At 62.2% G+C, this 14591-nt stretch carries 15 protein-coding genes and 1 rRNA gene; 13 read left to right on the forward strand and 3 right to left on the reverse strand.

Annotation, left to right across the window (positions count from 1 at the left end; translation table 11 throughout):
• Positions 1-167: 167 nt before the first annotated feature.
• A 5S ribosomal RNA gene (rrf, locus tag QZ648_RS00005) occupies positions 168-281 on the forward strand.
• A gap of 422 nt (positions 282-703) precedes the next feature.
• A complete protein-coding gene (locus QZ648_RS00010) occupies positions 704-1477 on the forward strand; it encodes a hypothetical protein (RefSeq protein WP_169065637.1) in 774 nt (257 codons plus the stop codon).
• Positions 1478-1535: 58 nt separating this feature from the next.
• Here the strand turns inward: QZ648_RS00010 and QZ648_RS00015 are convergent, their stop codons facing one another.
• The 3 genes from QZ648_RS00015 to QZ648_RS00025 form a co-directional block, all read right to left on the reverse strand.
• Positions 1536-2456, reverse strand: coding sequence for a transglutaminase family protein (locus QZ648_RS00015; protein ID WP_169065636.1), 921 nt, complete (start codon positions 2454-2456; stop codon positions 1536-1538).
• 23 nt (positions 2457-2479) lie between these two features.
• A complete protein-coding gene (locus QZ648_RS00020; RefSeq protein ID WP_291995751.1) occupies positions 2480-3133 on the reverse strand; it encodes a DsbA family oxidoreductase in 654 nt (217 codons plus the stop codon).
• Between the two features lie 102 nt (positions 3134-3235).
• On the reverse strand, positions 3236-3916 hold the full coding sequence (locus QZ648_RS00025) for a TetR/AcrR family transcriptional regulator (protein ID WP_169065634.1): 681 nt from the start codon (positions 3914-3916) through the stop codon (positions 3236-3238).
• Between the two features lie 93 nt (positions 3917-4009).
• On the opposite strand from QZ648_RS00025, the gene QZ648_RS00030 reads away from it, so the two are divergent.
• From QZ648_RS00030 to QZ648_RS00080, 11 genes are all read left to right on the forward strand, one after another.
• Positions 4010-5626 carry a 4-hydroxyphenylacetate 3-hydroxylase N-terminal domain-containing protein gene (locus QZ648_RS00030; protein WP_291995752.1) on the forward strand — a complete coding sequence of 539 codons (1617 nt, stop codon included), beginning with the start codon at positions 4010-4012 and terminating at the stop codon, positions 5624-5626.
• Positions 5627-6148: 522 nt separating this feature from the next.
• Positions 6149-6604, forward strand: coding sequence for a transcriptional repressor (locus tag QZ648_RS00035; protein WP_291995753.1), 456 nt, complete (start codon positions 6149-6151; stop codon positions 6602-6604).
• An 85-nt stretch (positions 6605-6689) separates the two neighbouring features.
• Positions 6690-6971: a hypothetical protein gene (locus QZ648_RS00040; RefSeq protein WP_291995754.1), complete on the forward strand. Its 282-nt coding sequence runs from the start codon at positions 6690-6692 to the stop codon at positions 6969-6971.
• 73 nt (positions 6972-7044) lie between these two features.
• Positions 7045-8448 (forward strand): hypothetical protein, encoded by a 1404-nt coding sequence (locus tag QZ648_RS00045; RefSeq protein ID WP_291995755.1) that lies wholly within the window; start codon positions 7045-7047, stop codon positions 8446-8448.
• A gap of 24 nt (positions 8449-8472) precedes the next feature.
• Positions 8473-9378, forward strand: a complete 906-nt coding sequence (locus QZ648_RS00050; RefSeq protein ID WP_291995756.1) for a zinc ABC transporter substrate-binding protein — start codon at positions 8473-8475, stop codon at positions 9376-9378.
• Positions 9375-10157: a metal ABC transporter permease gene (locus QZ648_RS00055; RefSeq protein ID WP_291995757.1), complete on the forward strand. Its 783-nt coding sequence runs from the start codon at positions 9375-9377 to the stop codon at positions 10155-10157. Before QZ648_RS00050 ends, QZ648_RS00055 begins: the two co-directional genes overlap by 4 nt.
• Before the next feature lie 191 nt (positions 10158-10348).
• Entirely contained in the window at positions 10349-10891 is a 543-nt protein-coding gene (locus QZ648_RS00060) for a DUF2796 domain-containing protein (protein WP_291995758.1), read from the forward strand.
• Between the two features lie 2 nt (positions 10892-10893).
• Positions 10894-11607: an ABC transporter ATP-binding protein gene (locus QZ648_RS00065; RefSeq protein ID WP_291995759.1), complete on the forward strand. Its 714-nt coding sequence runs from the start codon at positions 10894-10896 to the stop codon at positions 11605-11607.
• Positions 11604-12878: an ABC transporter permease gene (locus tag QZ648_RS00070; protein ID WP_291995760.1), complete on the forward strand. Its 1275-nt coding sequence runs from the start codon at positions 11604-11606 to the stop codon at positions 12876-12878. The genes QZ648_RS00065 and QZ648_RS00070 overlap by 4 nt, the downstream gene beginning before the upstream one ends.
• A gap of 3 nt (positions 12879-12881) precedes the next feature.
• Positions 12882-13475 (forward strand): DUF3299 domain-containing protein, encoded by a 594-nt coding sequence (locus QZ648_RS00075; RefSeq protein WP_291995761.1) that lies wholly within the window; start codon positions 12882-12884, stop codon positions 13473-13475.
• A gap of 27 nt (positions 13476-13502) precedes the next feature.
• On the forward strand, positions 13503-14399 hold the full coding sequence (locus tag QZ648_RS00080) for a metal ABC transporter substrate-binding protein (protein ID WP_291995808.1): 897 nt from the start codon (positions 13503-13505) through the stop codon (positions 14397-14399).
• Positions 14400-14591 lie beyond the last annotated feature (192 nt).

The raw sequence follows: 14591 nt of genomic DNA on the forward strand, positions 1-14591 counted from the left end.
GGTGTGGAAGCGCAGCAATGCGTTAAGCTAACCAGTACTAATTGCCCGTGAGGCTTGATCCTATAACCTTAAGCAGCAACTCAGAAACGAAGCGCAATCACAACGCCCACAATAACCTTCTTCCCATTTTGCGCACCCCGCCAACCGCGGTGTGCGAGACAGTTATGCTTGGCGGCAATAGCCCTTTGGACCCACCCCTTCCCATCCCGAACAGGACCGTGAAACGAAGGTACGCCGATGATAGTGCATACTTCATGTGTGAAAGTAGGTCACCGCCAGGCTCCCCATTGACAAAGCCCCCGACAACTTCCCGTCGGGGGCTTTGTGCGTTGACCGGTCGTTTAAAGAGGCCGGCGCAAGCGGCCTTTCAGCTCCTGCTGCGGCACGGCGGCTGGCCATGGCTGCAAGCCCATAGAGGCCATGAATCTCAAAAAGGCCAGTCAGTTTGATCCAGTTACTCTATGCGAATGCCGCGCTGACGGCGGTTGACCGCGTATGGCGTTTCTGGGATATTCGTCGCGTACCGTCACTTGAGCGCTCTCCGTTTCTGATCTTTGTTTGCCTTACGAGCCTTCGAGAGGCGTGTGTGCATCGCTGCTGCCGTCAAGCTTGTCGCGGAGGACCTTGGCGAACGGCAGGCTGATGGCGAATCGCTCCGGCCTCCTTCGCTTGCCGTTGCCAAATAGACGCTGAGTAGACGCTCATGCTGCTTGTGCTAGAAAACGCCATCGACACGTTGCTGAAGAGCGCGTTGCCGTCGCTGTTCACGGGTAGCGGCGCGGCGGCAGCGACTTTTTCCGCCGACAGCTGGGATTTCGATCGCCTCGCGGCCGATCCGATCGCCGGCGAACCGGGGCCCGAGGACGCGGTCGACGAGCTGCTCTTCGACCCAGCAGCCCCGGCCGGTCCCTACGCGCTGACGCGGCTGCCGTATCCGGGCCCGAAACGTGTCTACCTGCGCTCGACCAGTGGCGAGTTGGTGGCCTTGCGCAACACCGAGGTTGTCTGGAACGTCGCTGACGCGGCGTCGTTCTCGGTTGTTCCCGCCGCCGGCAGGGTTCTCTCGGGATTCGACTATCTGCACGTGATGTACGGCGTCATCGCCGCAGGGACACGCCTGAAGTCGCTACACAAGCTGGGCTTGCAGATTACCGGCGCGGACGCCGAGAGTGCCGAGCGAGCCTTCGCCCTGTCGCTTGCTGTGCTAGTGATGAACCGCGAAGCACTTCAGCGTGCTGCCTCCTTTTGCTGGACTGCCGGTGGCTATCAGGCTGACGGCACGCTGAAGACGCTGAGGTTCAGCTCGGGCGCGTCGCCTGGCCCGGCACAGCGCACGCTGGTGCTGGAAGTGGAAGTCGAGCTGCGTCTGGAGCGGCTGCTCGGCGATGACGACGGGCGTGCGATCGAAGCTATTCTTTCGCCGGGACGAACTCACGGCAGCAAGGTCGTAGGCATCGACCCGGCAGTGCCGTCCTGAGCTTTTGAACTCCGCAAGTCCAGAAATCCTGAACGAGCCGCAGCGTGCGTTGGCGCGCTCAGTCGCCGGGCGTTACCCGCCGCACCTGCACCGTTGCCGTCATTCCGAGGTAGGCGTTCGCCGCCCCGAACCAGTTTCCCGAGATTGGTGACGCCTGGCCAGGGTCGCGTGCGACGCCGACGCGGATCAGCTGGTTGCTGCCAAGCAGGTTGTTGGTCGGGTCGAAAGTCACCCAGCCGGCGCCCGGCAGATAGACTTGCAGCCAAGCATGGGTGGTGCCGGCGCCGATGGTGTTTTCGCTAGCATCGCCACCGCCTTCGCCGCTTTCGTTGCCACTGTCCAGCGCCTGATCGTAAAGGTAGCCGGATACGAAGCGGGCAGCGACACCGAGGCGGCGTACCGCCTCCATCATCAGCAGTGCGAAGTCACGGCAGGTTCCGGTCCCCAGTTCGAGGGTCCGCAAGGGTGTCTGTGTGCCTTCCTGTTCGCGTTGGGCGTAGCCAAAATAATTGCGAATGAACTGGTTCATGTTCAGCAACAGTTCACGCGTTCCGGTCGGACCATCGGTGCGCATGAACTGGCGAGCCCAGTGGGTCAACACGCCCTCGGGGTCGTCGTGGTGAGGGCGCATGTAGTGTTCGAGGTCGAAACGCTCTTCGACCGAATAGGCAAACGGGAAGATCTGCGCGCTTGGCGAGAGCTGCAGTTCCGGGTAGGGGTTCAGCGCGTGCTCGATGGTGAATGAACAGACGATTTTGAGTTCCGTGGCGGCACCGAGCGGTGTCACTAGCGCCACCGAATTGGAGTGCGGATCCTGGATCATGCGCACCACCGCTTCCGGGCTGACCCGCAGGTCGGTGGCCAGCACGCGCTGGTCGTGACTGTCGCGCGGGCGGAACATCACCCGGTGTTCGCCGAAAGTCACCAGCGAGCTGTAACGGTAGCAGGTGGTATGGGTGATGTTGTAATGGACGTGCATCGCTGGCCTCGCCTCCCGCGGTTCTATTGCATTGCTTCGATGATTGCCGCCGCCAGCACTTCGCCACTTTGCGCGCCGGAGATGCTCAGGCGGCGCTGAATGATGAAGAACGGCACACCACTTACGCCAAGCGCGGTGACCTTGTCGGCCAGTGACCGCACCGGCCGTTCGCCTTCGCTGCTGGCCAGATAATCGGCAACGTCCTTCTTGATATCGCCGCAGGCAGCGGCGATGTCGGCGAGTGTCGTGACGTCGCCGATATCTTCGCCACGCTGGAAATGCGCCACGAATAGCCGCTCGACCAGCGCTTCGATGGTCGCCGGTCGATGGCCGATGGACTGTGCGCGATAGACCAGGCGGTGCGCACGCAGCGTGTTCGGGCGGGTGACGATGCGCGCAAAGTCGAAGTCGACGCCCGCCTCATGTCCGGCAGCAGCGACATCGCTGTGCATCTTGTCTACCGCGGCCGAGCTGCCGAACTTGGCGTCCAGAAAAGCGCGGTAGGGTTCGCCTTCGGGCGCTGTGTTCGGGTTGAGAAAATACGGTAGCCAGTTGAACTGGAAACGGCTCTCGGGATGGCTGGCCTGGACCAGTGCGACCGCCTGCGCCAGCCTTCGTTTGCCGACGAAGCACCAGGGGCAGACGAGGTCGGAAACGATGTCGATGGTCACATTCATGGGGATCGGTGTCGAGTTGCCTGGCAATCAGTGACGTGCGTGGGGAGGGGCGGCGAGGGGAGCGGGAGCAACGGAGCACCATAACACAATGCCTTTTCATCGTCAGTGCCCGGCGCGCTGCAGTCTTTCCGTCAGTTGGTCGAGATACTGCGCCAGAAGTTGCGGCGCGTGTTGCCGAAATATGCGGATACGCCCGGTATGGATCAGCACCAGCAAGCCGACCATGTGGACGAACAGCGCAGTGACCTCGGTTTCGCAGGCGCTGGCATTGAGGTCGAAGTCGCGCAGTGCCTCGGCGGTCGGCTGTAGCGCGGCGCGCAACTGCTCGTTGAGCTGCGCGTCGAGTTCGCGAGTCAGGCCGTTCGGGCGCACGCCCTGGAACAGATAGAAGCCAAGATCGAGATCGCGCGGGTTGTCGCGGTAGAAATCGAAGAAGGCGCTGGCTTTGCTGCGCACTCGCTCCGCCGCGTTTCCGTCACCTGGCGCGCTGGCGACCTGCGCGTTGAGGCGCAGCAGCGACTCGCCGAGCAGGGCCGCGTAGATTTCCTCCCGACTTGCAAAATAGCTGTAGATGGCCCCCGGCGTATAACCGGCGCGCTTGGCGATCTCGCGCATGCTGGCACCTTGCAGCCCCAACTCGAAAAAAGCGGCGCGCGCCGCATCGAGAATCAGTTCGCGGCGCCGCTGCGCCATGGTGTCCGTACGCAGGCGACGCGCATCGTCGCTGCGTGCCTCGGGCGCGCCGGGTGCCGCCGTTGCGGTGGTGTCCGCCGAGCTCTTCATTGACTTTCGCATGAGCGCATTATACGCTTGCTAAAAAACTGAACGCCGTTCAATTTCTCTTCAAAGGTGGCCTCGATGGAAGGAGCCAGGACCATGAACCGCGCAACGCAGGAAGCTTCGTCCGGGCTGCTGATGAGTGGCAGCGACTACCGTGAATCGCTGCGCCGCTATCGGCCACTCGTCTATGTCGATGGCCATCAGATCGCATCGGTCGCCGATGCGCCGGAACTGCAGCCAGGGATCAACGCGCTGGCAGTGACTTACGATTTCGCACTCGACACCGCCAAAGCGCCCTTGATGATCGCCCGCCAGGCGCAGCGCGCCAGCCCGGTGAACCGCATGCTGCACATCAATGAATCGGCCGGCGATTTACTCAACAAGCTCGAAGCGGTGCGTCTGCTGTGCCAGGAAACCGGCTGCGCGCAGCGCTATCTCGCGCACGACGCGCTCAATGCCATCCATCAGGTCAGCGCGCGCATCGATGATGCGCGTGGCAGCAGCGAGCATCGCGCGCGCTTCGCCGAATACCTGACGCAGGTGCAGGATCAGGATCTGTCGCTCGGTATCGCCATGACCGACGCCAAAGGGGATCGCAGCAAGCGCCCGCATCAACAGAGCAATCCGGATTCCTACCTGCACATCGTCGAACGCAATGGCAAGGGAATTGTCATCTCCGGCGCCAAGGCGATCGTCACCGGCGCCGCATACATGCACGAGTTCCTGGTCATGCCCTGTCGCAACATGGGAGCGGAAGACGCCGATTTTGCCGTGTGCTGCGCCGTACCGGTCGACGCCGCGGGTGTCACCATCGTCTCGCGGCCGGCCGGCCGGCCGGGTGAGAAGCCCGAACACGGCCAGCCGTTGTTTTCGCGTCGCTACGGCCAGGCCACCGCAGTAGTCCTCTTCGAGCGCGTCTTCGTCCCCTGGGAGCGGGTGTTCTACGCCGGCGACTGGGAGCACTCGGGAGTGCTGACCTACAACTACGCCACCCACCACCGCCATAGCTGCATCGCCGCACGGGCCGGTTTCGGCGATCTCCTGATCGGCGCCGGCGCCCTGATGTGCGAGGCCAACGGCTTCCCTGATCCCGGTGCGCAGTCGAATCTGCGCGAAGCAATGGTCGAGTTGATTACCATCACCGAGAGCTTCTTCGCCTGCGGCGTCGCGGCCAGTGTCTATGGCCAGGCCGACGAGGCCAGCGGTAGCTTCATGCCCGACCCGGTCTTCGCCAACATCGGCAAGCTGCTGCTGGCGACCAAAATCTACGACATGCACCGCCTGGCGCACGAAGTTTCCGGCGGCCTGATCGTCGCCCTGCCGGGCCCGGACGAAGACCATAATCCGGCTACTGCCGCCCGCCTGGCCGAAGTCTTGCGCGCCAATCCCGACGTTCCCTATGAAAAACGCATCGAAGTGGCGCGTTTCATGGAAGACCTCACGGCCTCATATCAGGCCGGCTGGTACTCGGTGATCAGCCTGCACGGCGGCGGCTCACCGGCAGCCATGAAGCAGGAGATCTGGCGCAACTACCCGGTCGGCGACAAAGTGGCGCTGGTCGAACGCCTGCTCGATCGCGGCCTGGTCGACGACCCCGCGCGGCCGATCACCCGCAACCGGCAGCCGGGGCGCTGCTGCGATAGCGGCTGCACGCAGCCGGGGCAGGCGGTGATGGTGCCGCTGCCGGCTGGCGATGGTCGTGGCTGCGGCTGACGATACTCGCTCATCTGAATGCGCGCGATGTCGGTCTCGTTTGCTGTTGAGCCACTTGCAAGCGAGAAGATCGAATTCGCACCGGCCGAGGCTATTTGTTGCAATGCGCGGCTCAAGGACGCAAGGACAAATTCGGCGGCAACACCATCATCGTCAAGGGTGACGTCAAGGTGATGGCACGCTTGATGTTCGGTATTCTGGCGCCGATGGCTGACTAGGTGATGCGATTACGAGAATCACCGCCTGTGCTTGCTCTCCGACCGCTGCGCATCCGATGACGCAGGGCGGTGGTTGCCCCCAATGAGACAAATAATGCCATCAGGTTAGCCGTTCGACCAACGCAACTTCTCTGGCAACCAAAATCCCTCCCGACGTTCCTGGCGGGCCAGAACGCACGCCCACCACAACAGTCTGCAGTTTGAGAGTGATGCTAACGGTATAATTGTCGCTGTTGCAGATGATGCGCTGATGCACTTGCAACAATATTGCATTGGGCTCTGGTTTGCGCTTAAAATGGCGACCATGATGACTGCTGTTACGCCCTCTGTTGAAACGCCTGCGGAAACCGAAAGCGTCGTGCTGCTAATTCGTCGGACCGGTTCTCGCGCTACGCCGGCGCGTGTCCGCGTCCTACAACTACTTCGGGTTGCGCCGGCGGCACTGACGCGTCACGAGATCGAGCAGGCACTCGCTGATCAAGCGCTTGATCGCGTCACACTCTACCGCGTACTCGAGTGGCTGGTTGAAAGCGGCTTGGCCCACCGGAGTGCCGATGCACAGGGGGTGTTTCGTTTTTCGGCCGCCGCCGCAGGCGAACATGCCGCACATACGCATTTTCGTTGCGAGGATTGCGGGCGGGTCTTCTGCCTCGATGCGGCGCCGCCGGCGGCACCGAATCTGCCCGAGGGTTTCTCGCTGTCGCGCATCGAACTCGACCTGCGTGGGCGTTGTGCCGAGTGTACCGGGGCATGCCGATGAACACCGTCGCGCCGATCGGTGATCGCGAGATCGGCAAAAAAACTTGCGCCATGTTCTGCGGTGTGATTGCGGTGATCGACAGCGAATGAAGCTGCTGCGCTCCGCCTTCCTCGCGTTGCTGCTGGTGCTTGCCCAGTCGGCAGCGTTGCTCCATTTCGTCGATCATCTCAAGCCCGATGCCGACGCCGGTGGCGAGCATGCCTGCTCTTTCTGCTTGGCCGTACACGGTCTCGACTCCCCGCTGCCGGCGCTTGCCGAGGCCGTGGCCGGACCTTTGCTCAGTTTCGCACCGCTGGCGCAGGAAGCTTGGTTCTCCTGCTCGCTGCGGCTCCACCCTGCGTGTGCCCGCGCTCCTCCCACCGCCTGATTTCTTCACCAGAATCGTCGATCCGCCAACAATCCCTGCCCAGGGAGGCGTTCTGCCGTCTTGAGGAGTCATCATGCGTACCCCCGTTACCGCCGCGCTGGCTGCGGCACTGAGCTTCACCCTGCCGGCGCTCGCCGCCAACGACGCCGATCTGGCCCAGATCCGCGCCCAACTCAAAGAAATGAAACAGACTTACGAGCAACGCATAGCGGCGCTCGAAAGCCGCCTCGCCGCGGCCGAGAAGACGGCTGCAGTGGCCGAGAAGACCGCTATCCAGGCCGAGAAGAGCGTTGCCAAGGTCGAGGCCGGTTCGCTACAGACTGCCGCGGCCGCGGCACCCGCTTCGGCGAGCGCTTTCAATCCGGCCATCTCAGCCGTGCTGCAGGGCGTTTACGCTGACCTGTCGCAGGATCCCGACAAATACGCAATTTACGGCTTCGTTCCGAGCGGCGACATCGCACCCGCCAAACGCGGATTCAGTATCGTCGAATCCGAGCTGGGCTTCAGCGCCAGCGTCGACGACAAGGTCTACGGCAACCTGATTTTCTCGCTCGCCCCCGACAACAGCGTCGAAGTCGAGGAAGCGTATGGGGTGTTGACCGCCATTCCAGGCGGGCTGACGCCGAAGTTCGGACGCTTCCTGTCAAGCATCGGTTACCTCAACGACCAACATCAGCATGTCTGGGATTTCTACGATGCGCCCCTGCCGTACCAGGCGTTTCTCGGTGGCCAGTTCAAGAGCGACGGTGTGCAACTGAAATGGATTGCACCGACCGACACCTTCATCGAAGTGGGCGCAGAGGTCGGCGATGGAGCGAATTTCCCCGGCGGTGAGCGTAACCGCAACGGCATCGGCGATGTCGCGGCCTACGTGCACACCGGCGGCGACATCGGCAGGAGCCACAGTTGGCGTGCGGGGCTATCGTATCTCGGCCTGCGACCAAAGGATCGCGAGTATGTGCAAACCGATAGCAACGGCAACGATGCGCAACTGGGATTCAGTGGCACGAGCTATTTGGGCATCGCCGACTTCGTCTGGAAATACGCGCCCAACGGCAATGCTCAAGAGACGAACTTCAAGCTGCAGGGGGAGTACTTCTGGCGCAAGGAGAGCGGCGACCTGACCTACGATCGCGACGGCACGCTCGGCCTCACCAACACCTCGAACTACGCTTCGCGTCAGAGCGGCTGGTATCTCGACGGCGTCTACCAGTTCATGCCGGCGTGGCGAGCCGGCGCTCGCTATGACCGGCTCGACCCCGGTAACTTAAGCTACGGCGCCAATTTCGCTTACCTCGACTCCTTGTCAGGGTTCAATCCGCAGCGTTACGCGCTGATGTTCGACTACACGCCGTCCGAGTTCAGCCGCTTTCGCATGCAGGTGCAGCAGAGCAAGCTCTTACCAGACGTGACCGACAATCAGGTATTTCTGCAGTACATCCTGACCCTGGGCGCGCACGGCGGGCACAAATACTGAGACTGAGGAAGTGAGAGATCCGACATGAATTGTCTACTACAAATCCTGGCGGCGTTCACCCTTGCCGTCTGCGCGGCACCGGCGCTGGCCGTGCTCAACGTTTTCGCAACCGTGCCAGAATGGGGCGCGCTGGTAGAGGCGCTCGGCGGCGACAAGGTTAAGGTCTACACGGCGACCAATGCCGTGCAGGATCCGCATCACGTCGAAGCAAAGCCCAGCCTGATCGCGCGTGCGCGCAGTGCCGACCTCGTCGTCGCGACCGGCGCCGAACTGGAGGTTGGCTGGCTGCCGCTGGTGCTGCTACAGGCCGGGAATCCGGCCCTGCAGCCCGGCAAGTCAGGGTATTTCGAAGCGTCACACTACGTGCCCTTGCTTGAGAAACCGGCTCGCCTCAACCGCGCCGACGGCGACGTGCATCCGGGTGGCAATCCGCACATCCAGACCGATCCCCGCAACATCGCGCGGGTGGCGGCGCCGCTGGCTGCACGCCTTGCCGAACTCGACCCCGGCAATGCCGCCGACTATCAGGCACGCTACAAGGCGTTCGCCGCGCGCTGGAACGTGGCGATCGTGAGTTGGGAGAAGCAGGCCTCGTCGCTGCGCGGTGTGCCGATCCTGGTGCAACACAAGGCGTTCGCCTACCTCGAGGACTGGCTAGGGCTGCAACAAGTCGCCGCCCTTGAACCGAAGCCTGGCGTCGAACCGACCACCGCGCACCTGTCGGAGGTGCTCGCCAAGCTGCAGCAGCAGCCTGTGAAGATGGTGCTTCGTGCCGCCTATCAGAGCGACCGTGCGTCACAGTGGGTCGCCGAGCGGGCCAGGATCAATGCGGTCGTTCTGCCGTTCACGGTTGGCGGCGATGACACGGCGAAGGATCTGTTCAGCCTGTTCGACGATACGATCCAGCGCCTGCTGAGGGGGGCGCAATGACTTTCAATCTCGGCGCGGCCGAACTGTCCATCCTGTTGCCAGCCTTCGCCGCGGGCTTGTTGGTCACGGCGACGCACGTTCCCCTTGGTATGCAGGTACTCGCCCGTGGCATTGTTTTCATCGATCTGGCCATCGCACAGATCGCGGGTTGCGGAGTGCTCCTCGCCGATCAACTCGGCTTCGAACCGGAAGGTGCTGCGGTACAGATCGGTGCTTTGTCGGCGGCGCTGGCCGGCGCCTTGCTGCTGACATGGACCGAACGCCTCTGGCCTGACGTGCAGGAAGCGGTGATCGGCGTGACGTTCGTGCTCGGCGCCACTGGCAGCGTGCTGCTGCTGGCCAGCAACGTGCATGGCAGCGAGCATCTGCGCGACCTGCTCGTCGGGCAGATCCTGTGGGCGGCGCCGGCACGTCTGCTTTGGACGGCGGCGGTCTATGCCTTGATCCTGGTACTGTGGTTCGGTGTTCGCGAGCGCCTGGGGCAGATCGGCTTCTATGCGCTATTCGCTGTCGCCGTGACTGTGTCGGTGCAACTCGTTGGCCTCTACCTAGTGTTCGCGACCTTGATCGTACCGCCGCTGGCAACGAGGCGGATGACGCGCAAGCGTTTGCCGACCGCGTGGGCGCTCGGCGTCTCCGGCTATGCCTTTGGCCTACTGCTGTCGACGGCGCTCGACCTGCCCGCCGGGCCGGTCATCGTTTGGGTCCTGGTCGCGCTCGCCTTGCTGTGGCAGGCGACTACTGCCAGCAAGGGCGCGTCGGTCAATGCGCCGGGTTGACGCTGAGGCAACTCCCTGCCGGGGGCCCTGCTGCCTGTCTCCGCAACAGGAATGCCTTGCTGCTTCTGCAGCAGTGTTGCATTTTTATATTGGTCAAGTTCCCACTTCCTTTTTTTCTTCCATTGTTGCGATCAACATCATCACAAGGATCTCCCATGCTTTCTCGCTCCCTGTTGGCAGTTACGGCTTCCTTGGCCATCGCCAGTCCTTTCGCACACGCTGAAAAAGCCCATGCTCACGGGCTTGCCGAACTCAACATCGGCGTCGAAGGAGATACGCTACGCATTGCGCTCGAATCGCCGCTCGACAGCTTGCTGGGTTTCGAGCGCGCGCCGAAGGGCCACAAGGAACTGGACAAGGTACGCCGCATGGCAAGCCAGTTGCGTCAGGCCGAGAGGCTGTTTGTACCTACTCCCGGCGCTGGCTGTAAGCTCGCAAGCGTGAAACTGGAATCCGCGGTCATTAACCCCACGCTCCTCGGCGAAGCCCCTGTCGCCGCCGGGACCGCAGCGAAAGTCGCGCCGGGCGGCGATCAACCCGGAACTGGCCCTGAGCACGCCGACCTGGATGCCGAATTCATCTTCCGTTGCGCCCAGCCTGCTGCACTGCAGGGTCTGGAGGTAAAGCTCTTCGACGCCTTCCCCGGCTACCGGCAAATCCGTTCGCAAGTGGTGACGGCTAAACGACAATCGGCGGCCAAGCTTTCGCCCACGGCCAGCACATTGAGCTGGTAGCTGTGAAAAGCGAAACGGTCGTCGATATCAAGGATCTGGTCTTCCGCTGGCCTCGCCAGAGCACAGCCTGCCTCGATCTGCCGGAGTTACGTCTGCAGCGCGGCGAGCACGCCTTCCTCCACGGACCCAGCGGCTGTGGCAAGAGCACCTTGCTTAGCCTGATCGGTGGCGTGCTGGCGCCCGGCAACGGACGCATCGATCTCCTGGGCCAGGATCTGGGGCGCCTGCGGTCGACGCAGCGCGATCGGCTGCGGGCCGACCACATCGGTTTTGTCTTTCAGCAGTTCAATCTCGTGCCGTACCTGCCGGTGATCGACAACGTTCTGCTGCCTTGCCGTTTCTCTGTGCGGCGACGTGAGCGGGCGCAGACGAGCGGCTCCTCGCTACGCGGCGAAGCGGAACGTTTGCTGGGCCATCTCGATCTGGCCCGTGACTTGTGGCGACGTCCGGCCACTGATCTTTCGGTGGGACAGCAACAGCGCGTGGCGGCAGCACGCGCCCTGATCGGGCATCCCGAACTGCTGATTGCAGACGAACCCACTTCCGCGCTCGATGCCGAGCGACAGGAAGCATTTCTTGATCTGCTCTTGCGTGAGGCAAACGCTGCCGGTTCGACAGTGCTATTCGTCAGCCACGACCGCCGCCTCGCGCCGCATTTTCTACGCGATCTGGCATTGCCGGCGCTCAACCGGGCAGCAAGTGGAGAGACAGCGTGAACTATCTAATTGCACTGGCGGTGCGAAGCGCCTGGAACCGGCGTTATACCTTGAGTTTTACCCTGCTCTCGATTGCCCTTGCGACCAGCTTGCTGGTTGGCGTCGAACGCCTGCGTCACGATGTGCGCGAGAGCTTCTCGCAATCCGTCTCGGGTACCGATCTGGTCGTTGGCGCCCGCGCCAGTCCTGTCCAGTTGATGCTGTACGCGGTTTTCCGGATCGGTGAAGCGACTCAGAACATGCGCTGGACCTCGGCGCAAAAGCTGGCCCATCATCCGGCCGTGGCCTGGAACATCCCCCTTTCGCTGGGCGATTCGCATCACGGCTTTCCGGTGCTCGGCACCTCCCTTGACTACTTCACGTATTTTCGCTTTGGCGATCGCCAGCCACTGCGGATGCAGGCCGGCAAGCCGTTTGCTGGCGTCTTCGACGCTGTGCTGGGCGCAGAAGTTGCCCGGAAACTGGCTTATCAGCTTGGCCAGAAGATCGTGTTGGCCCATGGCAGCGTTGCGCTCGAAGGCGCTGCCCATTCCGACAAGCCTTTCTTTGTCGTCGGCATACTGGCACCCACCGGCACGCCGGTGGATCGCACCGTACACATCAGCCTGACCGGCATGGAGGCCATTCATCTCGATTGGCAGGGTGGCGCCCCGGTGCCGGGCTTCTCGATCCCGCCGGAGCTGGTCAAGAAGTTTGATCTCACGCCCAAGACCATTACCGCTCAACTCATCGGCCTGAAACAGCGTGGTGATGTCTTCGCCATGCAGCGTGCGATGGCGAATGATGTCGATGAACCCCTGATGGGAGTGATGCCGGGCGTGGCGCTGGATCAGCTCTGGGAAGTCGTTGGGCAAGGCGAAAAGGCGCTGCTCCTGGTTTCGTGGATGGTTGCCCTCGTCGGGCTGGGCGGTTTGGTCGCTGTCATTCTCGCCAGTCTGGACGCTCGCCGGCGTGAACTGGCGATCCTGCGTTCGGTGGGCGCACGTCCGCGAGAACTGCTGCTCTTGCTGGCCCTCGAAGGCGTTTCGGTGACTGTCGGGGGAATGGTGGCGGGCCTCGCCCTGCTGGCCGCGCTCCTGTTCTTTGGCACGCCGTGGATCGAAGCCCGCTATGGAATCTCGCTGAATGGCCTGTGCTTCTCTGGCGACGATCTTGTTTCTCTCGCAACGCTGCTTGGCTGGATACTGCTCGCCGGCAGTGTGGCGAGCCTGTTGCCGGGTTTGCGCGCCTATCGTCTTTCGCTAATTGATGGCCTTTCCCCACGGACCTGAACCATGCACACTTTTCGTCTTTTTGCTCTCTTGCTACTCGTTGCCGGCTCCGCAGCGTTGGCTGTCGACCTTACACGCGTGCCTTACAAGGTGGGTGAACGTCTTGCCAACGTACCCACCAAGCCTGCCACGGAGTTCCGTGAAATCAAATGGGACGACCTCATTCCGTCGAACTGGAACCCCGCGGACGCATTCAAGGATTTCGACCTTGCGAACCTGCAGGATGGTGACCCGCGTGCGATGGACGCGCTCGCCCGCATGGGCGAAGTCTGGGCCAACGCACCGGTCGAGCCGTCGCTTAACGGTGCAGCCGTTCGCATCGCCGGTTTTGTCATTCCCCTCGAACGCGTCAAGGACGAAGTGCGTGAGTTTCTGCTCGTGCCCTACTTCGGCGCCTGCATTCACGTTCCGCCTCCTCCTGCCAACCAGATCATCTACGTGATCTCCGACAAGCCGCTCAAGAACGTACAAACCATGGATGCGATGTGGGTCAGCGGTATCCTGGAAGTCTCCGCCGGCGACAGTTCGTGGGGGCGCTCAGCCTACCGCATGCAAGCCCAAGCGACTGCTCCGTATTCGTTACCAGGCAACAAGTAATATTTCAAGAGGGAACATTTGACCATGATGATCGTGAACAACTTTGTGCTCGGTATCGCTGCCTTGCTGCTCTCCACCGCAGGACTAGCTGCGGACAGAATTCCGGTCATCGCCAGCTTCAGTATTCTCGGTGACTTGGTTTCCGTAGTCGGCGGCGATCGGGTGGCAGTCAGCACGCTGGTCGGTCCCGATCAGGACGCCCACGTCTTCGAACCCCGGCCTGCCGGTGTCAAGCTCGTCGCACAAGCAAAGCTCTTCGTGGTCAACGGCCTCGGTTTCGAAGGCTGGCTGGATCGCCTGACGCGGTCGGCAGACTTCAAGGGGGTCACGGTGGTCGCTTCGCGTGGAATCCAGTCTCGGCAGATGGCGGACGAAGACCACCCCAGCAAACTCAGCAGCGATCCGCATGCCTGGCAGGATCCGCGCAATGTGATCGACTACGTGCGCAATATCGCCAGCGCCCTGGGCGAGATTGACCCCGCCGGCGCGGCCTATTACCAGGAAAACAGCCAGCATTACGTCGAGGCGCTCAAGCTGCTCGATGCCTGGGCGGCCGGGCAATATGCGACGATTCCTGTCGCCAAGCGCAAGCTCATCACCTCACACGACGCTTTCGCCTATCACGCTGCCCGTTACGACATTGCGTTTCTCGCGCCGCAGGGCGTCTCCACAGAGAGCGAGCCCAGCGCCAAGGAAATGGCCAAGTTCATCCGCCAAATCAAGCATGAGAAAATCAAGGCGGTATTCATGGAAAACATGAGTAATCCGAGACTGCTCGAACAACTTGCCAAGGGCGCCGACGTCATTCCCAGTGGCAAACTTTACTCCGATGCGTTGTCGACGGCCGACGGACCTGCGCCAACCTATCTGAAAATGATGCACTACAACGTGGAACAGATTCTTTCGGGATTGAAGCAAAACTGAGAGGGGGGTGAGTGCGTGGCTTCCCTCGCAAACCTCTCGAACCGGTACGCGCTGGCTTCACCCAACATTCCCGTTCGCTCTCCCGCGGCCTCTATTGCTTGGGACAAGAGGCGGGCAGCGCAGCCCGCAGCACGTTGCCCGGTCGTTCACCAAGCGGCGAAGCAACCCTCTGCGTACCCGGCGTCAGTGATG

Source organism: Candidatus Accumulibacter sp. ACC012 (assembly GCF_907163155.1).
Lineage (GTDB): Bacteria > Pseudomonadota > Gammaproteobacteria > Burkholderiales > Rhodocyclaceae > Accumulibacter > Accumulibacter delftensis.